Consider the following 20,714-nt stretch of genomic DNA (forward strand, 5'->3'; position numbering starts at 1 on the left):
CCGCTGAGGAGAGACATGTCCGACAAGACTCCCGTCGACTTCTGGTTCGATCCGCTGTGCCCCTGGGCCTGGATGACCTCGCGCTGGGTGCTGGAGGTGGAGAAGGTCCGGGACATCGAGGTCCGCTGGCACGTCATGAGCCTCGGCGTGCTGAACGAGGACAAGCTGGACCAGCTGCCCGAGGAGTACCGGGAGAACATGCTGCCGGGCGGCAAGTCCTGGTGGCCGGTCCGCGTGGTCATCGCGGCGCGCGAGAAGTACGGCGACGAGGTCGTCGGCTCGCTGTACACCGCGCTCGGCACCCGCTTCCACAACGAGGGTCAGGGCGCGACCCGCGAGGCCATCGCCGGTGCCCTGGCCGATGCCGGGCTGCCCGCCGACCTCATCGAGTACGCCGACTCCGACACGTACGACACCGAGCTGCGCGCCTCCCACAAGGAAGGCATCGACAAGGTCGGCCAGGAGGTCGGCACCCCGGTCATCGCCGTCCCGGGGGCGGACGGGGAGCAGATCGCCTTCTTCGGCCCCGTGGTCACCCCCGCGCCCAAGGGCGAGGAGGCCGCGAAGCTCTGGGACGGCACGCTGATGGTGGCGTCGATCCCCGGCTTCTACGAGATCAAGCGGACCCGTACACAGGGCCCGATCTTCGACTGACGCCCGGCCCGCCCGCTACCCGCCCGTTACACCCGCCCGCTGCACCCGCCCGGTACGGACGGAAGGGCCCCCGCGAGTCCTTTCCTCGCGGGGGCCCTTCGTCATTCCGTCCGCCGGTGAAGGTTGAGAAGACGATCACGAGGCAGGACGTTCGGGGGGCCGGTCAGGGGGCCACCAGCAGGCTGTGGGCGCGCTCCTTGGCGGACGCGTACCGCTTCGCCACGTCCTGCCAGTTCACGACCTTCCACATGGCCTCGATGAAGTCGACCTTCTGGTTCTTGTACTGGAGGTAGAAGGCGTGCTCCCAGGCGTCGAAGACCAGGATCGGCACCGAGCCCTGGCCGACGTTGCCCTGGTGGTCGTAGATCTGCTCGACGATCAGCCGGGCGCTGACCGGCTCGTACGCGAGCACGCCCCAGCCCGAGCCCTGGGTGGTCGCGGCGGCCTTGGTCAGCTGCGCCTTGAAGCCCGCGAAGGAGCCGAAGGACGCGGCGATGGCGTCCGCCAGCTCGCCGACGCCGTCCGCCGCGAGCGGCTCGCCGCCGCCTTCGCCCGCCATGTTGTGCCAGTAGATCGAGTGCAGGATGTGGCCGGAGAGATGGAACGCGAGGTTCTTCTCCAGTCCGTTCACGGCTCCCCACGCGTCCTTGTCCCGCGCCTCCGCGAGCTGTTCGAGGGTGTCGTTGGCGCCCTTCACGTAGGCCGCGTGGTGCTTGTCATGGTGCAGCTCGATGATCTGCGGGTTGATGACGGGTTCGAGCGCCGCGTAGTCGTAGGGAAGTTCAGGAAGCGTGTAGGGACGTTCGTGAAGCGTGGCCATGTGTCCAAACCCTCCGGCCTCTTATTGCACATCTTATGCAACTGCACGCTAGCAGCAAGACGGCGGGGCGGCGCGCGCGGCGTGTCCGGCGCGCCCGGGTCGCGCCCCGCCCCCGCCGCGGCCGCTTGTGACACCTCCGACAACGTCCTGACCTCCGCTTTGTCGGCGTCTGACGGTGATCGCCCACAGCTGCCTGGACTAACGTCGTACCGTCCCCGAACGCCCTCGCACCCCTGATGACCGCGGAGTCCCCATGAGCACTGCTGCCGCAGCCCCCCGTACCGGAGTGGTCCTCGCCGATCTCCTCCCCGCCACCCGCACCCGCTCCGTCGCCCTGGTCGTCGGCGGCGCGGTGCTCACCGGCGTGGCGGCGCAGATCGCCGTCCCCGTCCCCGGCTCCCCGGTCCCGGTCACCGGTCAGACCTTCGCGGCGCTGCTGGTCGGCGCCGGTCTGGGCGCCCGCCGCGGTTTCCTCTCCCTCGCGCTCTACACGCTGGTCGGGATGGCCGGGGTGCCGTGGTTCGCCGCCGGTTCCTCCGGTCCCGGCGGCGCCTCGTTCGGTTACGTCCTCGGCATGCTGCTCGCCGCCACCGTCGTGGGCGCGCTGGCCCGCAGGGGCGGCGACCGCTCCGTACCGCGCACGGCGGGCACGATGGTGCTCGGGTCCGCGGTCATCTACGCGGTCGGCGTGCCCTACCTGGCGCTGTCCACCGGCATGTCGCCGAGCGCCGCCGTGGCCGCCGGGCTGGTGCCCTTCCTGCTCGGCGACGCGCTCAAGGCGGCCCTCGCCATGGGCGCGCTGCCCGCCGCGTGGAAGCTCCTCGGCCGCCGGGGCTGACGGACGCGCGCCCGGTCCCGGCCGTACGGGAAGGTGCCGTCAGCGCCTGACGGTCTCGTCCCGCGCCGCGTCCGGTTCCGCGGCCGGGGCCGCCGCCTTCGCGCCGCGCTCGCGGAAGTCCCTGACCAGGGCGATCGCCACGACGACCGCCGCCACCAGCAGGGAGAGCAGGACCTGCTCGCGCGCGTCGTCGTCGGTGAGCATGTAGACCAGGACGAAGGAGATCATCGCGATGGTCGCCCAGGTCAGATACGGGAACAGCCACATCCGTACGACGAGCTTCTCCGGCGATTCGCGCAGGATGATCCCGCGCATCCGCAGCTGGGTGAAGCAGATGACCAGCCAGACGAAGAGGGCCACCGCGCCCGACGAGTTCAGCAGGAACGCGAAGACCGTGTCGGGCCACTGGTAGTTGAAGAAGACGGCCACGAAGCCGAAGAGGACTGACGACAGGATCGCCGCCTGCGGCACCCCGCGCCTGGTCACCTGGCCGAAGGCCCTGGGCGCGTCGCCGCGCTGGCCGAGCGAGAAGGCCATCCGGGACGCCGTGTAGAGACCGGAGTTCAGACAGGAGAGCACGGCGGTCAGCACGATGACGTTCATGACCTGTCCGGCGTGCGGGATGCCGATCGAGTTCAGCGCCGCGACGTACGAGCCGTCCTTGGTGATCGACGCGTCGTTCCAGGGGAGCAGCGTCAGGACGACGAAGACCGAGCCCAGGTAGAAGACCGCGATGCGCCAGATCACGCTGTTGGTGGCCTTGGCCACGGCCCGCTGCGGGTTCGACGACTCACCGGCGGCGAGCGTGACGATCTCGCTGCCCATGAACGAGAAGACGACCATCAGCACACCCGTGAGGATCGCGCCGGGCCCCTTGGGGAAGAACCCGCCCGCGTCCGTGAGATGTCCGAAACCGGCGCCGGGGTTGTCGGAGCCGGGCAGGACGCCGAAGACGGCCAGCAGTCCGACGACGACGAACCCGCCGATCGCCACCACCTTGATTCCGGCGAACCAGAACTCGAACTCGCCGAAAGAGGAGACGGAGACGAGATTGGTCGCCGTCAGCACGACCATCACGATCAGCGCCCACGCCCACTGGGGCACGGCCGGTATCCAGCCCTCCAGGATCTGCGCGCCCGCCGTCGCCTCGACCGCGAGCACCACCACCCAGAAGAACCAGTAGAGCCAGCCGATGGAGAAGCCGGCCCAGCGGCCGAGCGCCTGGTCGGCGTAGGAGGAGAAGGACCCGGAACTGGGCCGTGCCGCGGCCATCTCGCCCAGCATGCGCATGACGAGCACGACCATGAGGCCGACCAGCGCGTACGACAGGAGGATGGCGGGGCCTGCGGCGGCGATGCCGGAGGCCGAGCCGACGAACAGACCGGCGCCGATGACGCCGCCGATCGCGATCATCGACAAATGACGGTTCTTGAGACCGGCGTGCAGGCCGTCGGAGGAGGGCTGTGGATTCCCAGGCTCGCTGGGAATCCCGCCTTCCTTCGTGGGGGACGGCAGGGAGCTCATGCGTCAATCCTTACGTCTACGGTCCACTCGAATAACGAGTCCCGGCATTCAAGCGCCTGACCCCCGGAGAGTGGAAGTGGCAATGCCGTCTCTTTACCCGGGGTCCACTGCGCCGTAATGGCGGGTTGACCTCGCACACCGATACCCAACGGAGCGTCCGCCACACCACGCGTGCCACACTTCACACCATGCGCGTGTACCTCGGTTCCGACCATGCCGGCTACGAACTCAAGAACCACCTCGTCGAGTGGCTCACGGCCCACGGCCACGACCCCGTCGACTGCGGGCCCCACCTCTACGACGCCCAGGACGACTACCCGCCGTTCTGCCTGCGCGCCGCGGAGCGCACGGCCGCGGACCCCGACGCCCTCGGCATCGTGATCGGCGGCTCCGGCAACGGCGAGCAGATCGCCGCGAACAAGGTCAAGGGCGTCCGGGCCGTCCTCGCCTGGAGCGAGCAGACGGCGGCGCTCGGCCGCGAGCACAACGACGCGAACGTCATCTCGGTCGGCGGCCGGATGCACACCAGGGAAGAGGCGACCAGGTTCGTCGAGATCTTCCTCGCCACGCCCTACTCCGGCGAGGAGCGTCACGCGCGCCGCATCGCGATGCTGGCCGCGTACGAGACGACCCACGAGCTGCCGCCCGTACCGGCGCACCACCCCCAGCCGGAGAACTGACACTCCCGTGCCGCCGGGCCCGGTCCCGCACGACCGCGCCCGGCGGCACAGCCATGCCCGGACCCGCGTCGCATGTCCCGCGTCGCATGTCCCGCGTCGCACGTCCCACGTCGCACGTCCCGCATCCCACGTCCCGCGTCAGAAAGGCAGGACCCCGTGCCCGAGGGGCATACGATCCACCGCCTCGCCGAGGACCACCTCGCCCGCTTCGGCGGCCGTCCCGTACGGGTCAGCAGCCCGCAGGGCAAGTTCTCCGACAGCGCCGCCCTGCTCGACGGCCGGGTCCTCGACGCGGTGGACGCCCACGGCAAACACCTCTTCCTCGGCTTCGGGGGCACCGGCTGGGTCCATATCCACCTCGGCCTCTTCGGCAAGGTCGGCTTCGGCGGCGCGCCCGCCCCGCCGCCCACCGACACCGTCCGGCTGCGGCTCGTCTCCCCGGCCGCGCACATGGATCTGCGCGGCCCCACCACCTGCGCCCTGATCACCGACCCCGAGAAGCGGGCGATACACGACCGGCTCGGCCCCGACCCGCTGCGCGCCCGCGACGACGGCACCGGCGACGACGGCGAGAAGGCGTGGGCCAGGATCTCCCGCTCCCGTACGACCGTCGCCGCCCTGCTCATGGACCAGAAGGTCATCGCGGGCGTCGGCAACGTCTACCGCGCCGAGGTCCTCTTCCGGCACGGCATCGACCCCTACCGCGCCGGCCGGGAGCTGCGCCGCGCCGAATGGGACGCGATCTGGGCGGATCTGGTGGCGCTGATGCGCGAGGGCGTACGGAACAACCGCATCGACACCGTCCGCCCCGAGCACACCCCCGAGGCGATGGGCCGCCCGCCCCGCGTGGACGACCACGGCGGCGAGGTCTACGTCTACCGCCGGGCGCGGATGGCCTGCCTGCTGTGCGGCGGCGAGATCCGCACCGAGACCCTCGCCGCCCGCAACCTCTTCTGGTGCCCCGGCTGCCAGCGGGCCTAGTATCCGCGAAGTCCCGCCCGGTCGACGGGCGGACGGCGCTCCTTCGCGGACACGCCCCGGGGGCTCAGAACCCGTGCGGCAGCCACGGCGCCACGTCAGAACCGAACGCCGTGGACGCCTCCGCCAGCGCGCCCGTGCGCACCTCCCGCACCCGCCCCGCGCGCGCCAGCGCGGCCAGCGACGTACCGCCCAGATAGGCGGCGGCCAACTCCCTTACGCCCAGCGTCAGATCGGGCCGGTCGGCGGTGCGCTCGCAGGAGGCGCCCTTGGCGTCGCCGCTCAGCCGCCAGTTCCCCTCGTTCCACGGACAGAAGGCGTCCTCGACGCCGAGGACCACATCCACCGGGGCGCGGTACGTACGGGCCTCCAGCGCGGCCCCCACCTCCACCGGCCGCAGATACAGCGAGTCGCGCAGCCGCAGCGCGCACCGGCGCACGTCCGAGACCACGTACTGGAACGGGTCGTCCGGGGGCCGGTTGTCGGCCAGGACGGTCGAGGTCAGATCGATGGAGAAGAGGAAACGCCAGAGCGAGACGTACGCCGCCGCGTCCCGCGCGTACAGATCACCCAGCTCGATCGTGCCCTTGGGCCCGGCCATGTCCCACTCGGGCTTGTTGCGGAACAGCGTGAACCCGACCACCTCGCCGTGCCGCTCCGCCAGCACGCACTGCAGCGGTGACGCGCCGTCCTTGGGCCGCCCGCCGTCGAGGACCGGCAGCCGCTCCCAGCCCGGCCGCCGCGCGAGCATCCCCGGCCGCCCCGCCACCTGCGCCGCGTAGACCGCCTCGCACGCTTCCCGTACGGCGGGATCATCCGGCTTCACCCGGCGCAGACGTACCTCCTGGGACCCGTCGGCCGCCTCCGGCGCGGCGGGCGGCGCGATACGCACCCGCGAGGTGTCGATCCGCGCCGTGAGCTGCTGGGCCGCGAGCCCGTACCCGAACCGTCCGTAGATCTCCGGCTCGGACGCCGTCAACACGGCGAGCGGCTCGCCCCACGTACGGACGTCGTCGAGCTGGCGCCGCATCATCGACGTCAGCACCCCGCGCCGCCGGTACGTCGCCGCCACGCTCACCATCGTCACGCCCGCCGTCGGTACCAGCGCGCCGCCGGGCACCGAGAGCCGGAAGCTGAAGGCGCCCGCCGTACCGACGCACTCCTCGCCGTCCCAGACACCGAGCGAGCGCTCGAACTCGGTCAGGTCCCGCCACAGCGCCCGCTCCGCGCCCGTCTCGGGCACCCCGCCGAACGCCAGCTCCAACGCCCCGAACCAGCTGGCCCATTCGGCCGGGCGCAACACCCGCAGTTCCGTAGTCATATGCCATCAGTACCAGGGGTACGACAACCGGGCGACCCGATTTCGAACGCAATGTCACAGGGGTCCCCCTGCACGCGGGGCGGGCGGATCGATAGGGTCCACAACAATGGCCGGTGGCGTGCGCGCGGATTCGTACTCGGCCCGGATGCGCAAGACGCTGCACCGGGTCCGCACCGGCGTGCGCAAATCCGGGGTCGACTACTTCAGGGGCGACGGCTCGGACTGGATCGCGCTCGTCGGCCTGATGCTCACCGTTCCTGCCATCGCCCTCGCCACCATCGCCGTCCCGGTCTGGTTCGCGCCCTCGGCGCTCGTCCTGCCGATCGTGGCCGGCGGACTCGTCCTGCGGCCCGCCAGCCTGCTCAGCCTGTACGCCGCCGCGGCGGCCGCCCTGATCGTCGAGTCGATGGTCCTCGGCCCCTACCCGGAGGGCCCGGCCAGGGTCACCCCCGGCACGGTCCTCGTGGTCGCCGCCTGCGGCCTCTTCGGACTGCTCATCGCCCAGTTCAGAGCCCGGGTCGGGGTGCCCTGGCGGCGCGGCGGCACGATGCTCTTCGACCTGCGTGAACGTATCCGCGTCCAGAGCGCCCTGCCCTGGCTCCCCAAGGGCTGGCACCACGAGATGGCGCTGCGCCCGGCCGGTGGCCAGTCCTTCTCCGGCGACTTCGTGGTGGCCGCGCGGACCAACGGCGGACGCTCTCTGGAGGTCGTCCTCACCGATGTCTCCGGCAAGGGCATGGACGCCGGCTCCCGGGCGCTGCTGCTGTCCGGCGCCTTCGGCGGGCTCCTCGGCTCGCTCCCGCCGCACGGCTTCCTTCCCGCGGCCAACGGCTATCTGCTCCGGCAGGACTGGGACGAGGGCTTCGCCACCTCCATCCACCTGGTGCTCGACCTCGAATCCGGCGACTACGAGCTGCTCTCGGCGGGCCACCTGCCCGCCCTCCAGCTGCACGCGGGCAGCGGACGCTGGGAGGAGAAGTCGGGGGAGGGGCCGCTGCTCGGCGTGTACGACGGGGCCCAGTTCGACCCGGCGAAGGGCTCGCTGCGCCCCGGAGACGTCCTGATGCTCTTCACGGACGGTCTGGTCGAGGCCCCGGGGCGGGACATCTCCGAGGGCATCGACCGGCTCACCGGCGAGGCGGACCGCTATGTGGTGCCCGGCTTCGAGGGCGCGGCCTGGCATCTGATCGAGGCGGTGGCCAAGGACGTCAACGACGACCGGGCGCTGCTGCTGATCTGCCGCGAAGCCTGAAGCGGAACCGTCCCGGCGCCGCCGTTCCCTGCCGTACTCATGGTTCGCCCCGTCGACCGGGGCGGCCGACGGGGCGGGTGGTGCGGGAAAGGGGGACTGGAGTCCGCGGGTGGAAGGGACCGGTACGGGGACGAGCGCGGCGGGTGCGGGTGCTGCGAGTGCGGGTGCGAGTGCGGGTGCGGGTGCTGCGGGTGCGTCGGCGGATATAAGAGCATCGGAAGCGGTCAGCTCGTCACTGATGCCTCCGCGCTCTTCTGGGTATCCGTAGTGTCCGTCCCTTCGGCGGCAGGCGGAGCGTCCCCTGGGGGACCGGTGCCGCCGTCCTTGGCGCCACCACCGCCACCGGCCCGGCCACCCGGGAGGATCCGGGCCAGCCAGTGCGACCGGCCGGCCGCGAGCGGTCCGAGGACCGCGAGGACCAGGACGTATCCGGCGATGAAGGGCGCGAGCCTGCTGTCCAGCCCGGCTCCCGCCGCCATCGTCGCGAGGATCAGCGCGAACTCACCGCGCGCCAGCAGCGTGGTCGAGATATTGGCCGCGGGTTGCGCGCCGAAACCGAAGATCTTCGCCGCGGCCACTCCGGCGCCGACGTTCATCACGACCGTCAGGATGACGGCGATGAGGACGGGCCAGAACACCGAGGGCAGATCGCCCGGGTTGATCGACAGACCGAAGGAGAAGAAGAAGATCGCGCCGAACGCGTCCCGCAGCGGGTGGACGAGTTCGCGGATCCGGTCGCCCGACGTCGTCGCGCCGAGCATCAGACCGACCATGAACGCGCCGATCGCGTCGGCCACGCCGAACCACTCGGAGACACCGGCGATCAGCACCGCGGCCCCGAGGAAGGAGATGACGAGCAGCTCGTCGTCCTTCGTGTTGATGAACCGGCTGATCACCTTCGTGCCGAACCGGGCGGCGAGCGCGAGGAGCAGCAGGAAGCCGAACGCCTTTCCACCGTCCACGAGCGCGGCCTGAGCGCTGTCCGCACCGGACAGGATCGGCTGCAGCGCGGCGAGGTAGAGCGCCAGGAAGATGTCCTCGACGACGATGATCCCGAGGATGGGTTTGGTCTCGGGATTGCCGATCCGTCCCATGTCGACCAGGACCTTGGTGACGATCGCGGACGAGGAGATGCCGAGCACACCGGCCAGGACCAGCGCCTCCGACGTGCCCCACCCCATCGCGAACCCGAAGCCGAGACCCGCGCCCACGTTCAGCAGCAGGTACACGCCCCCGGCGAGGGCCATCTTCCGGCCGCCCTCCTTGAGGTCGTCCAGGTGGAATTCCAGGCCGAGGTAGAAGAGCAGCAGGACCAGGCCGAGAGCGGAGAGCATCTCCAGCTCGTGCGGGTCCTTGACCAGCACGATGCCGGGGGTGTGCGGGCCGAGGAGGATCCCGGCCAGGGTGAACAGGGGAATAGTGGGCAGCCCGATACGGCTGCCCAGACGGGCGAGCACGGCGGCGGCGAGGAAAGCGCCGCCCATCGCTATGAGGGTCTCTGCGTGTCCGATGGGATCGTTCCTCCATCATCGAGTCAAAGGAGCGTCAAGGAATCGTCAGTAATTAGTTTACCAAATGGTTTACTGAGTAACTGTCAGATTCGTGGTGGACGCTGCTTCGGCCCCTGTTCCACGGGTGATCAACAAGCCTGTGTGCGGGGGCGGTTACCGCGCGTTGAGACATGGGTCACGGAAGTGACGGGCCCTCCGGGCGCGGCGGGGCGCCCCTCGGCCGGACCAGGCTTTACCGAGGGGCGCCGGAGATATGTATGTGTCATGTACGGAACAGTGCTCGTGATCAATACGTCTAGCCGGTGCGGCGGAACGCCCACTTCATCTCGGGCTCGGTGACGGGGCGCAGCAGCCGCCGCACCGGCGCCGTGCACAGCGCCGTCACCGCGACCGCGGCCGCCACGGTCACCACGACCCTGCCCAGCGGGGTCGTCGGCCACGCGTGGTCGTCGAACAGTCCCGCGTACACCGCGCCCTTGATCACGAACCCGTGCAGCAGATAGCCGCAGATCGTGCCCGCGCCCAGCGCCGTGAACCAGGTCCGGCGGCCCGGTACCCAGGACAGGAAGGCGGCGGTCAGCAGCAGGGAGCAGCCGAACAGCGCGAAGGTCATCACCGGCCCCACCCACCCGGGGGAGTCCAGCTCCTGCGCGCTGTTGTCGTGGTAGAGCCACGCGGTACGCATATGGGTCGCGGCCCAGTACGCGAACGCCGCCGCTCCGGCCAGCACCGGCAGCGCCAGCAGCCGGACCTCGCGCCGCCGTACGAGCTGGAAGTGCTCGGGCCTGAGGCAGAGTCCCACGACGAAGTACGGCGCGAATTGGAGCACCCGCTGCAGTCCGAGGTCCTCGCCGATGCTCGGGGTGAGCGAGGCGAGCGCCGCGACGACGAGCGCGACCGCGAGCGGATGGCGCAGCGTCAGCCAGAGGGGCGTGGTCAGCCGCCAGATGAACAACGCGGCCAGGAACCAGGTGAGATACCAGGGGTCGAGCAGGCTGATCGGATGGCCGGGGGAGTCGTCCGCGTACCGCTTGAAGAGGGAGTACGCCACCTCGAAGACCACGTACGGCACGACGATCGTGGTCAGCAGCCGCCGCAGCTGACCGGGCGCGGCGGTGAAGCGCCGGGAGAAGTAGCCGGAGATGACGATGAAGGCCGGCATGTGGAAGGCGTAGACGAGCAGATAGAGCGCCTTCGTGGCGCGGCTGCCGGCCATGACCGGCTCCCAGGCGTGCGCCACCGCCACCAGGACGATCGCCAGGAACTTGGCGTTGTCGAAGAACGCGTCCCGCCTGGTGGACACGGCGGGGCGATCCGGGGCGGAGCCGGCCGGGGGCCGTCGGGCCGGTACCGGCGTGTCGGCCACCGTGGAAGGGGTGGTTCCGGTGGTCGTTCCAGGCTCCTCGACCTGGTCGACCGAGGGCCTCGCATATCCATTCGGCGCCTGGGGCATCACTCCACGCTAACCGCGCCCGAGGTAATTCGTAAAACGCGCGCGCCGGGTGGTGTATTCGCAACTGAAACCGACGGCAACCAGGTGATATGCACTAATTAATCGGCCTTAAATGGCGCATATCGCCCAGCTCTGTCCTGTGCTGCAACGCTGAGTTAATTCGCTGTCGATCGCTCCGTGCCGCTCGTCGGAATGGTGTGTGAATAACCTGTGCGCACAGAAGATCGGGTCGGTCGAAATTGCGTCCGTATTCATCGGCGGTCCCGCCGGGCCCCGAAGGTGTGGCGGGCGGGGCGGCGTGGCGCGCCGAGGTGCGATTGGCGTGAATCCGATGGCGAGGAATCGTCACGGGGCCCCACCCGCGCGGAGGTTGATGGCACGATGGTGCGAGCGGGAATACCGGGGTACATGGCGTCGTACTCCCCGGGGGTGCTCCCGCGGGGCTGGGCTAGGCGGACCGACCGAGGGTGTGATCAGTAGTGGCCATTTCACTGTCTGTGGTGCTTCTGTTGGCGATCATTCTCGTCGTGCTGATCCGCGGTGGCTCGATCAAGGCGGGGCCGGCGATCGTCGCGATCCTCTTCGGCTTCTTCCTCGCCTCCACCAACATCGCGCCGACGGTGAACAACTTCCTCAACTCGCTGGCCGAGACCATCAACAAGATCAGCTTCTGAAACGAATCCGGCCCGCCCCGCGGAGAGATCCACGGAACGGGCCGGAGGCGATGGAGCGGGCGACGGGAATCGAACCCGCGTAGCTAGTTTGGAAGACTAGGGCTCTACCATTGAGCTACGCCCGCACAGAGCGCGCCGCGTCTCCTGCGAGTGCGGCACGGACAACATCGTAGCGGGTCCCGACCGTTCGGCGCACACGCGCAAAGCGCCGGTCAAAGATGGCGGCGCGGGGCCCGTGGGCATGTACCCTACGTGTCGCACCGACGGGGTGTGGCGCAGCTTGGTAGCGCGTCCGCTTTGGGAGCGGAAGGTCGTCGGTTCGAATCCGGCCACCCCGACCATCTCTTTCGAGATCGCATCGCGCGATCACATTGTGGGGCCGTTCCCGCTTGCGGTTACTATGCAAGCTGCGTGCCCGTGTGTCTGCAGAGTCTCTGAAGAACCGGGCCGATCCGCTGGGGCCGCCGCAGTGCGGTGGTCGCGGCAGAACCCAAGAATCAGCCACCAAGGAGACCGAACCGTGAAGAGCGCCGTGGAGACCCTGAACCCGACTCGGGTTCGGCTCACAGTCGAGGTGCCCTTCGAGGAGCTCAAGGACAGCCTCGACGCGGCGTACAAGAAGATCAACCAGCAGGTCACGGTGAAGGGCTTCCGCAAGGGCAAGATCCCGGCCCGGGTCATCGACCAGCGGTTCGGGCGTGGTGCTGTGCTGGAGGAGGCCGTCAACGACGCCCTCCCGAAGTTCTACACCGAAGCGGTCAACGAGGGTGAGATCAACGTCCTCGGCCAGCCCGACGTCGACATCACGGAGCTGAAGGACGGCGAACTGCTCTCCTTCACCGCCGAGGTCGACGTGCGTCCGGTCATCGAGATCCCGGACTACTCCGGCATCGCGGTCACCGTCGACCCCATCGAGGTCAGTGACGAGGACATCGACAAGTCGGTCGAGCAGCTCCGTGACCGCTTCGCCTCGACCAACCCGGTCGAGCGCGCCGCCGCCGACGGCGACGTCGTGACGATCGACCTGGAGGCCAAGGTCGACGGCGAGGTCCTGCCCGACGGTGTCGCCGAAGGTGTGCAGTACACCATCGGCTCCGGCGACCTGCTGGACGGTATCGACGACGCCGTCACCGGTCTGGAGGCCGGCGGTGAGACCACCTTCACCTCCGAGCTGAAGGGCGGTGCCGCCGAGGGCAAGGAGGCCGAGGTCACCGTCAAGGTCACCCAGGTCGCCGCCCGCGAGCTGCCCGCGCTGGACGACGAGTTCGCCCAGCTGGCGAGCGAGTTCGACACCCTCGACGAGCTGAAGGCCGACAGCCGCAAGCGCCTTGAGAGCAGCAAGCAGTACGAGCAGGCCACGCAGGCCCAGGAGCGCGTCCTCGACGCGCTGCTGCAGCTGGCCGAGGTGCCGATCCCCGAGAAGCTTCTCGCGGAGGAGATCAACACCCGCAAGCACAACCTGGAGCACCACCAGCTCGGTCAGATGGGCCTCGACCTCGCCAAGTACCTGGAGATCCAGGGCAAGACCGAGGAAGAGTTCGACGCCGAGACCAAGGAGCAGGCGGAGAAGGGCATCAAGACCCAGTTCATCCTCGACGAGCTGGTCAACAAGGAGAAGCTGAACGTCAACCAGGAGGAGCTGACCGAGCACCTCATGCGGCGCGCGCAGTCCTCCGGCATGTCCCCCGACCAGTTCGCCCAGGCGGTCGTCGAGGGTGGCCAGGTGCCGATGCTCGTCGGCGAGGTCGCCCGCGGCAAGGCCCTCGCGGTGGTCGTCGAGGCCGCCACGGTGACCGACACCAACGGCAACCCGGTCGAGCTGGACGACGAGGACGACGACGCGGCCGAGGCCGCCGAGGCGTCCGCGGACGCCCCCGCCGTCGAAGCCACCGAGTCGGCCGACGCAGACAAGGACGCCGACAAGGCCGAGGCGAAGACGGCCGAGGCCACGACGGACGAGGCGAAGACGGACGAGGCGAAGGACGAGAAGGCCGGAGCCTGAGCGTCCCGCACCTCATGACTGGACGGGCCCCGGACGCGACCACGCGCCCGGGGCCCGACCTGTCCCGGCCCGCCGGGACAGGGAGCCGCCCGCCGGGCCCAGGGAGGCCGCCAGGGGCCCGTCCCGGCCTCAACTACCTTGCGCTCCCAGCGAACAGCCACGGAAGCGGGATGGCGCCCGCCGACCAGCGCGTTAGGGTCCATGAATACGAGGGCAGGGGAGTATCCCGTCCCCGGTACGAAGACGCTGAGACGGCCAAAGCCGTCAGAGACGAGCAGGTGTATACGTGACGAATCTGATGCCTTACGCCGCCGGTGAGCCGTCCCTCGGTGGTGGCCTCGGCGACCAGGTCTACAGCCGGCTGCTCGGGGAGCGGATCATTTTCCTCGGCCAGCAGGTCGACGACGACATCGCCAACAAGATCACGGCGCAGCTCCTCCTTCTCGCGGCCGAGCCCGACAAGGACATCTACCTCTACATCAACAGCCCCGGTGGGTCCGTCACGGCCGGTATGGCCGTCTACGACACCATGCAGTACATCCCCAACGACGTCGTCACCATCGGGATGGGCATGGCGGCCTCCATGGGGCAGTTCCTGCTGACCGGCGGCACCTCGGGCAAGCGGTTCGCGCTCCCCAACACCGACATCCTGATGCACCAGGGCTCCGCCGGTATCGGCGGTACGGCCTCGGACATCAAGATCCAGGCCGAGTACCTGCTCCGTACGAAGAAGCGCATGGCCGAGATCACGGCCCACCACTCGGGCCAGTCGATGGAAACGATCATCCGCGACGGCGACCGCGACAAGTGGTTCACCGTCGAGGAGGCCAAGGAGTACGGCCTGATCGACGAGATCATCTCCGCTGCTTCGGGCGTTCCGGGCGGCGGCGGTACCGGGGCCTGACGTACCCACGTACATCCGCCCCGCATCAGCCCGCCCAGCCCACTCGAACGCCACAGGATGGTGAACACTCCCATGAACAACTACTCCGCGAGCGGCCTCTACTCCGGCCCGCAGGTGGACAACCGTTACGTCGTGCCGCGTTTCGTGGAGCGCACCTCACAGGGTGTGCGCGAGTACGACCCGTACGCCAAGCTCTTCGAGGAGCGTGTCATCTTCCTCGGTGTGCAGATCGACGACGCGTCGGCCAACGACGTCATGGCGCAGCTGCTGTGCCTGGAGTCGATGGACCCGGACCGTGACATCTCGATCTACATCAACAGCCCCGGCGGCTCGATGACGGCCCTCACGGCCATCTACGACACGATGCAGTTCGTGAAGCCCGACATCCAGACCGTGTGCATGGGCCAGGCCGCCTCGGCCGCCGCCGTCCTGCTCGCCGCCGGTTCCCCCGGCAAGCGCCTCGCGCTGCCGAACGCGCGCGTGCTGATCCACCAGCCGTCCAGCCAGACCGGCCGTGAGCAGCTCTCCGACCTGGAGATCGCGGCCAACGAGATCCTCCGGATGCGTTCGCAGCTGGAGGAGATGCTCGCCCGGCACTCCACCACGCCGATCGAGAAGGTCCGCGACGACATCGAGCGCGACAAGATCCTCACGGCCGACGACGCGCTCGCGTACGGCCTGGTCGACCAGATCGTGTCGACCCGCAAGACGACGGCCGCCGCAGCGGCCGCCTGACAACCCGGCGCCCTTGGCGCGGACTCGCACCGGTCGTCGCGGACAACCCCACGACCACGCGAACCGTGCCAAGGGGGGCCCGAACGGGGGCCCGAGCAAGGTACCGTCGGATATGAGGCACAGGAGCCGCTGAACCAAGCTGCTCCCAGGCGAAGGGGAAGCACCTCGTGGCACGCATCGGTGATGGCGGCGACCTGCTCAAGTGCTCGTTCTGCGGGAAGAGCCAGAAGCAGGTGAAGAAGCTCATCGCAGGTCCCGGTGTCTACATCTGCGACGAGTGCATCGATCTCTGCAATGAGATCATCGAGGAAGAACTCGCGGAGACCTCCGAGGTGCGGTGGGAGGAACTGCCCAAGCCGCGCGAGATCTACGAGTTCCTCGAAGGCTATGTCGTCGGGCAGGAGCCCGCGAAGAAGGCCCTCTCGGTGGCGGTCTACAACCACTACAAGCGCGTCCAGGCCGGTGAGAACGGCGGTGGCGCGGGTCGCGAGGACGCGATCGAGCTGGCCAAGTCCAACATTCTGCTGCTCGGCCCCACCGGCTCGGGCAAGACGCTCCTCGCGCAGACACTGGCGCGGATGCTGAACGTCCCGTTCGCCATCGCCGACGCGACGGCGCTGACGGAGGCCGGTTATGTCGGCGAGGACGTCGAGAACATCCTGCTGAAGCTGATCCAGGCGGCGGACTACGACGTCAAGAAGGCCGAGACCGGGATCATCTACATCGACGAGATCGACAAGGTCGCCCGCAAGAGCGAGAACCCGTCGATCACCCGCGATGTCTCCGGCGAAGGTGTCCAGCAGGCGCTGCTGAAGATCCTGGAGGGGACCACCGCCTCGGTCCCGCCGCAGGGCGGCCGCAAACACCCGCACCAGGAGTTCATCCAGATCGACACGACGAACGTGCTGTTCATCGTGGGCGGCGCCTTCTCCGGTCTGGAGAAGATCATCGAGTCGCGCGCGGGAGCGAAGGGCATCGGCTTCGGCGCCACGATCCGCTCCAAGCGCGAGGTCGAGGAGAGCGACCAGTTCCAGGAGGTCATGCCGGAGGACCTGGTGAAGTTCGGGATGATCCCCGAGTTCATCGGCCGGCTGCCCGTCCTGACCTCGGTCCACAACCTCGACCGCGAGGCGCTGCTCCAGATCCTGGTCGAGCCGCGCAACGCGCTCGTCAAGCAGTACCAGCGCCTCTTCGAAATCGACGGTGTGGAGCTGGACTTCGACCGTCCCGCCCTGGAGGCCATCGCCGACCAGGCGATCCTGCGCGGCACCGGCGCGCGCGGACTGCGCGCCATCCTCGAAGAGGTCCTGCAGTCGGTGATGTACGAGGTGCCGTCCCGCAAGGACGTCGCCCGGGTCGTCATCACGGCGGAGGTCGTCCGCGACAACGTGAATCCGACGCTGGTCCCGCGCGAGCCGCGCATCGTGAAGAACGACGGCCGCCACGAGAAGTCCGCGTAGCGGCGCACCCACCGCACCACACAGGGGCGCCCGGCCAGTGCGACTGGCCGGGCGCCCCTGTGGTGTGTCGACCGCGCGCGGATCAGGCCTTGGTGCGGGAGCTGTTGTAGAACTTGGCCGCCAGGTCGGCCACCTCGTCCTGCGGCGTGGTCTTGCCCGTGAGCAGCCCGGCCACGTCCCCGACCGAGACCACACCGACCGTGGAGTAGTCGGCCCAGATGCAGGTGGGCACCTCGAACTCCTTCGGGCCCTTCGACGCGGTCCCGTCGCCGTTCGGATTGGTGAACTTGATGTTCTGGCACTTCATGAGCGCGCCGTCGAAACCGTCCGGTGTGACCAGCTTGGCCGTGCCGACCAGCTCGGCCTTGGTACCGGAGACCGAGTCCTCCTTGGTGACACCGTTGAAGGAGTTGTCGATGACCTTCGCCGGGTCGTCGACCTCTCCCCACCAGCCCTGCAGCGAGGCGGACTTCGCCGTCGCCCCGCTGCCCGCCGAGTAGGCGGCCGCGACCTGGGTGGGGTCCTTGACGCCCTCCGCCTCGATCTCGGACTTCTTGTCGCCGGTCAGCTTCTCGCTCTGGGGCTCCTGGGCGCGCTTGTACGCGTCGACGGACTCCGTCGGCGTCAGTTTGTAGCCCTTCGTGCCGTCCGCGACGTCGCTGTTGCTGGCGCCGCCCGACGTGAGGAAGTACACCACGGTGCCGATCACCGCGAGCGCCACCACGGCCGCGCCGACGATCAGGCCCGTCTTCTTCTTCGGCGCGCCCTGCGGGGGCGGGTACGCGCCCCCGCCCCCGTCCCCGCCCCACTGCGGCTGCTGGCCGTAGGGGCCGGGCTGCGGGGGCTGCTGCTGGCCGTAGGGCCCGGCGGGCTGGCCCGGCTGCTGCTGCGGATAGCCGTACCCCGGCGGCGGCGGGGGCTGCTGCGGCGGGACGCCCTGCGGGGCCTGGGGGGCCTGCGGCGGGTAACCGTAGCCGGGCTGGGGCTGGCCCTGCGGCTGCTGACCGTAAGGACCCGGCTGGCCGTACGGTCCCGGCTGCTGCGGCTGCTGCTGCCCTCCGTACGGTCCCGGCTGGTTGTAGCTCATGTGTGCAGTCCCCTGTCAGATGTTTATGCGTTTCGAACATCCTGACCTAACGGGAGGCCGCCGAGGGCTCCGGGGGCCGCACCGTTACGGAACAACCCGTTTCAATACACAGCTGTGACACCTCTAAACTGAGCCCCGTGACCGAGAACACTCAGCAGCAGCCAGCCAGCAACCCCGAACTGCCGACCCAGTACGTTCCGGCCGAGGTGGAGGGGAAGCTGTACGAGCGCTGGGTAGAGCGCGGTTACTTCGCGGCGGACGCCAAGAGCGACAAAGAGCCGTACACCGTCGTCATCCCGCCGCCCAACGTCACCGGCAGCCTGCACCTCGGGCACGCCTTCGAGCACACCCTGATCGACGCCCTCACCCGCCGCAAGCGCATGCAGGGCTACGAGACGCTGTGGCAGCCCGGCATGGACCACGCCGGCATCGCCACCCAGAACGTCGTCGAACGGGAGCTGGCCAAGGAGGGCAAGTCCCGCCACGACCTGGGGCGCGACGCGTTCGTCGAGCGCGTCTGGCAGTGGAAGGGCGAGTCCGGCGGCCAGATCTCCGGCCAGATGCGGCGGCTCGGGGACGGCGTCGACTGGTCGCGCGAGCGCTTCACGATGGACGAGGGGCTGTCCGAGGCCGTCCAGACCATCTTCAAGAAGCTCTACGACGACGAGCTGATCTACCGCGCCGAGCGCATCATCAACTGGTGCCCGCGCTGTCTGACGGCGATCTCCGACATCGAGGTCGAGTACCAGGACGACGACGGCGAGCTGGTCTCCCTCAAGTACGGCGACGGCGAGGACTCCGTCGTCGTCGCGACCACCCGTGCCGAGACGATGCTCGGTGACACCGCCGTCGCCGTCCACCCCGACGACGAGCGGTACGCGCACCTCATCGGCAAGCGGATCAAGCTGCCGCTCACCGACCGTACGATCCCGGTCGTCGCGGACGAGCACGTCGACCCCGCGTTCGGCACCGGCGCGGTCAAGGTGACCCCCGCGCACGACCCGAACGACTTCGAGATCGGCCGCCGCCACGACCTGCCGAACATCACGGTCATGGACGAGCGCGCCGTGATCACCGTCCCCGGCCCCTTCGAGGGGCTCGACCGGATGGAGGCGCGCGCCGCCATCGTCGCCGCGCTGCGCGCCGAGGGCCGCATCGTCGCCGAGAAGCGCCCGTACACCCACTCCGTCGGGCACTGTTCGCGCTGCAAGACGACCATCGAGCCCCGGCTCTCGCTCCAGTGGTGGGTCAAGGTCGCCCCGCTCGCCAAGGCCGCCGGTGACGTCGTCCGCGACGGACAGGTGAAGATCCACCCGGCGGAGATGGAGCCCCGCTACTTCGGCTGGGTCGACAACCTCCGCGACTGGTGCATCTCGCGCCAGCTGTGGTGGGGCCACCGCATCCCCGTCTGGTACGGGCCGGACGGCGAGGTCGTCTGCGTCGGCCCCGACGACGAGGCGCCCACCGGCGAGGGCTGGACGCAGGACACGGACGTCCTGGACACCTGGTTTTCCTCCGGACTGTGGCCGTTCTCCACGCTCGGCTGGCCCGAACAGACCGAGAGCGTCGAGAAGTTCTACCCGAACTCGGTCCTCGTCACCGGCTACGACATCCTCTTCTTCTGGGTCGCCCGGATGATGATGTTCGGCCTGTACGCGATGGACGGCACCCCGCCGTTCCATACGATCGTGCTGCACGGCATGGTCCGCGACCAGTTCGGCAAGAAGATGTCGAAGTCCTTCGGGAACGCGGTCAATCCGCTGGACTGGATGGACACCTACGGCTCGGACGCGGTCCGCTTCACGCTGGCCCGCGGCGCCAACCCCGGGGTCGACGTGCCGATCGGCGAGGACTGGGTCCAGGGCTCCCGCAACTTCGCCAACAAGATCTGGAACGCGACGCGCTTCGCGATGATGAACGGCGCGACCGTCGAGGGCGACCTGCCCGACGCGGCCGAGATGTCCGCGAGCGACCGGTGGATCCTGTCCCGGCTGAACTCCGTGGTCGCGGAGGTCGACGCGTACTACGAGGACTACCAGTTCGCGAAGCTGTCCGACACCCTGTTCCACTTCGCGTGGGACGAGGTCTTCGACTGGTACGTGGAGCTGTCCAAGACCTCCTTCTTCGCGGGCGGCGAGCCCGCGCGGGTCTCCGGGCGGGTCCTGGGCGAGGTCCTCGACGTCACGCTGCGGCTGCTGCACCCGGTCATCCCGTTCGTCACCGAGACGCTCTGGACCACGCTCACCGGCCGCGAGTCGGTCGTCATCGCCGACTGGCCCGCCACTGTGCTGGTTCCTGGGGCTGACGCCCCGGGCGGCTTCCGGGACGCGGCGGCCGAGCGTGAGATCGGGAACCTCCAGCAGGTCGTCACCGAGGTCCGCCGCTTCCGCTCCGACCAGGGCCTCCAGCCGGGGCAGAAGGTCCCGGCCCGGCTCGACCTGTCGGGCACCGCGCTCGCCGCGCACGAGGCGGCCATCCGCCAGGTGCTGCGGCTCCAGCCCGCCGAGGACGGCTTCCACGCGACGGCGACCCTGCCCGTCGCGGGCGCCACGGTGGAGCTGGACCTCTCCGGCACGATCGACGTCGAGGCGGAGCGCAAGCGGCTCACCAAGGACCTGGCCGCCGCCGAGAAGGAGAAGGCCCAGGCCACCGCGAAGCTCGGCAACGAGGCGTTCCTCGCCAAGGCCCCGGACAACGTCGTCGACAAGATCCGCGGCCGGCTCGCCAAGGCCGAGGCCGACATCGAGCGGCTCGCCGCACAGCTGGCGGCGCTGCCCCAGGGCTGACGCCTCCCGGACCGCGCACGGCCCCCGGCCCACCG

17 protein-coding genes and 2 tRNA genes are annotated in these 20,714 nt (G+C 69.4%); 12 read left to right on the plus strand and 7 right to left on the minus strand.

What is annotated here, in order from left to right; all coding sequences use genetic code 11:
* Positions 1 to 15 precede the first annotated feature (15 nt).
* A complete protein-coding gene (locus DVH02_RS02125; RefSeq protein ID WP_114621932.1) occupies positions 16 to 654 on the plus strand; it encodes a mycothiol-dependent nitroreductase Rv2466c family protein in 639 nt (212 codons plus the stop codon).
* 163 nt (positions 655 to 817) lie between these two features.
* Here the strand turns inward: DVH02_RS02125 and DVH02_RS02130 are convergent, their stop codons facing one another.
* Positions 818 to 1,474, minus strand: a complete 657-nt coding sequence (locus DVH02_RS02130) for a superoxide dismutase (RefSeq protein WP_114621933.1) — start codon at positions 1,472 to 1,474, stop codon at positions 818 to 820.
* Between the two features lie 253 nt (positions 1,475 to 1,727).
* Between DVH02_RS02130 and DVH02_RS02135 the strand changes: the two genes are divergently transcribed.
* Complete coding sequence (locus DVH02_RS02135; RefSeq protein WP_114621934.1) at positions 1,728 to 2,312, plus strand: biotin transporter BioY; 585 nt, start codon at positions 1,728 to 1,730, stop codon at positions 2,310 to 2,312.
* A gap of 39 nt (positions 2,313 to 2,351) precedes the next feature.
* Here the strand turns inward: DVH02_RS02135 and DVH02_RS02140 are convergent, their stop codons facing one another.
* On the minus strand, positions 2,352 to 3,836 hold the full coding sequence (locus DVH02_RS02140) for an amino acid permease (protein ID WP_114621935.1): 1,485 nt from the start codon (positions 3,834 to 3,836) through the stop codon (positions 2,352 to 2,354).
* A 188-nt stretch (positions 3,837 to 4,024) separates the two neighbouring features.
* Between DVH02_RS02140 and DVH02_RS02145 the strand changes: the two genes are divergently transcribed.
* Positions 4,025 to 4,516, plus strand: coding sequence for a ribose-5-phosphate isomerase (locus tag DVH02_RS02145; RefSeq protein ID WP_114621936.1), 492 nt, complete (start codon positions 4,025 to 4,027; stop codon positions 4,514 to 4,516).
* A 156-nt stretch (positions 4,517 to 4,672) separates the two neighbouring features.
* On the plus strand, positions 4,673 to 5,497 hold the full coding sequence (locus DVH02_RS02150; protein WP_114621937.1) for an Fpg/Nei family DNA glycosylase: 825 nt from the start codon (positions 4,673 to 4,675) through the stop codon (positions 5,495 to 5,497).
* Positions 5,498 to 5,561: 64 nt separating this feature from the next.
* On the opposite strand, the gene DVH02_RS02155 is transcribed toward DVH02_RS02150, so the two are convergent.
* Positions 5,562 to 6,815 carry a GNAT family N-acetyltransferase gene (locus DVH02_RS02155; RefSeq protein ID WP_114621938.1) on the minus strand — a complete coding sequence of 418 codons (1,254 nt, stop codon included), beginning with the start codon at positions 6,813 to 6,815 and terminating at the stop codon, positions 5,562 to 5,564.
* Between the two features lie 106 nt (positions 6,816 to 6,921).
* Here DVH02_RS02155 and DVH02_RS02160 point away from each other — a divergent pair, with 106 nt between their 5' ends.
* Positions 6,922 to 8,067, plus strand: a complete 1,146-nt coding sequence (locus DVH02_RS02160) for a PP2C family protein-serine/threonine phosphatase (RefSeq protein ID WP_114621939.1) — start codon at positions 6,922 to 6,924, stop codon at positions 8,065 to 8,067.
* A 224-nt stretch (positions 8,068 to 8,291) separates the two neighbouring features.
* Here DVH02_RS02160 and DVH02_RS02165 read toward each other — a convergent pair whose 3' ends face one another.
* Together DVH02_RS02165 and DVH02_RS02170 are read right to left on the minus strand one after the other, a co-directional pair.
* Positions 8,292 to 9,551: a cation:proton antiporter gene (locus DVH02_RS02165; protein ID WP_114621940.1), complete on the minus strand. Its 1,260-nt coding sequence runs from the start codon at positions 9,549 to 9,551 to the stop codon at positions 8,292 to 8,294.
* Between the two features lie 322 nt (positions 9,552 to 9,873).
* Entirely contained in the window at positions 9,874 to 11,031 is a 1,158-nt protein-coding gene (locus DVH02_RS02170) for an acyltransferase family protein (RefSeq protein WP_114621941.1), read from the minus strand.
* A gap of 479 nt (positions 11,032 to 11,510) precedes the next feature.
* On the opposite strand from DVH02_RS02170, the gene DVH02_RS02175 reads away from it, so the two are divergent.
* On the plus strand, positions 11,511 to 11,705 hold the full coding sequence (locus tag DVH02_RS02175; protein ID WP_114621942.1) for a hypothetical protein: 195 nt from the start codon (positions 11,511 to 11,513) through the stop codon (positions 11,703 to 11,705).
* 51 nt (positions 11,706 to 11,756) lie between these two features.
* Here DVH02_RS02175 and DVH02_RS02180 read toward each other — a convergent pair.
* Positions 11,757 to 11,830: transfer RNA gene (locus tag DVH02_RS02180), tRNA-Gly, on the minus strand.
* Between the two features lie 139 nt (positions 11,831 to 11,969).
* Between DVH02_RS02180 and DVH02_RS02185 the strand changes: the two genes are divergently transcribed.
* The 5 genes from DVH02_RS02185 (at position 11,970) to clpX (ending at position 16,806) form a co-directional block, all read left to right on the plus strand.
* Positions 11,970 to 12,046, plus strand: a tRNA-Pro gene (locus DVH02_RS02185).
* A 179-nt stretch (positions 12,047 to 12,225) separates the two neighbouring features.
* The gene (gene tig / locus DVH02_RS02190) at positions 12,226 to 13,707 is read left to right on the plus strand and encodes a trigger factor (protein WP_158575831.1); all 1,482 of its coding nucleotides are present in this window, start codon (positions 12,226 to 12,228) and stop codon (positions 13,705 to 13,707) included.
* A gap of 298 nt (positions 13,708 to 14,005) precedes the next feature.
* Positions 14,006 to 14,611 (plus strand): ATP-dependent Clp protease proteolytic subunit, encoded by a 606-nt coding sequence (locus DVH02_RS02195; RefSeq protein ID WP_199566141.1) that lies wholly within the window; start codon positions 14,006 to 14,008, stop codon positions 14,609 to 14,611.
* Positions 14,612 to 14,668: 57 nt separating this feature from the next.
* Positions 14,669 to 15,346 carry an ATP-dependent Clp protease proteolytic subunit gene (locus DVH02_RS02200; RefSeq protein WP_114621945.1) on the plus strand — a complete coding sequence of 226 codons (678 nt, stop codon included), beginning with the start codon at positions 14,669 to 14,671 and terminating at the stop codon, positions 15,344 to 15,346.
* A 167-nt stretch (positions 15,347 to 15,513) separates the two neighbouring features.
* Positions 15,514 to 16,806: an ATP-dependent Clp protease ATP-binding subunit ClpX gene (gene clpX / locus DVH02_RS02205; protein WP_114621946.1), complete on the plus strand. Its 1,293-nt coding sequence runs from the start codon at positions 15,514 to 15,516 to the stop codon at positions 16,804 to 16,806.
* A gap of 82 nt (positions 16,807 to 16,888) precedes the next feature.
* On the opposite strand, the gene DVH02_RS02210 is transcribed toward clpX, so the two are convergent.
* A complete protein-coding gene (locus tag DVH02_RS02210) occupies positions 16,889 to 17,893 on the minus strand; it encodes a hypothetical protein (protein ID WP_114621947.1) in 1,005 nt (334 codons plus the stop codon).
* A gap of 137 nt (positions 17,894 to 18,030) precedes the next feature.
* Here DVH02_RS02210 and DVH02_RS02215 point away from each other — a divergent pair, with 137 nt between their 5' ends.
* Positions 18,031 to 20,679 (plus strand): valine--tRNA ligase, encoded by a 2,649-nt coding sequence (locus DVH02_RS02215; RefSeq protein ID WP_114621948.1) that lies wholly within the window; start codon positions 18,031 to 18,033, stop codon positions 20,677 to 20,679.
* The last annotated feature ends 35 nt before the right edge of the window (positions 20,680 to 20,714 follow it).

It is taken from the genome of Streptomyces corynorhini (assembly GCF_003346515.1).
Taxonomy (GTDB): Bacteria; Actinomycetota; Actinomycetes; order Streptomycetales; family Streptomycetaceae; genus Streptomyces; species Streptomyces corynorhini.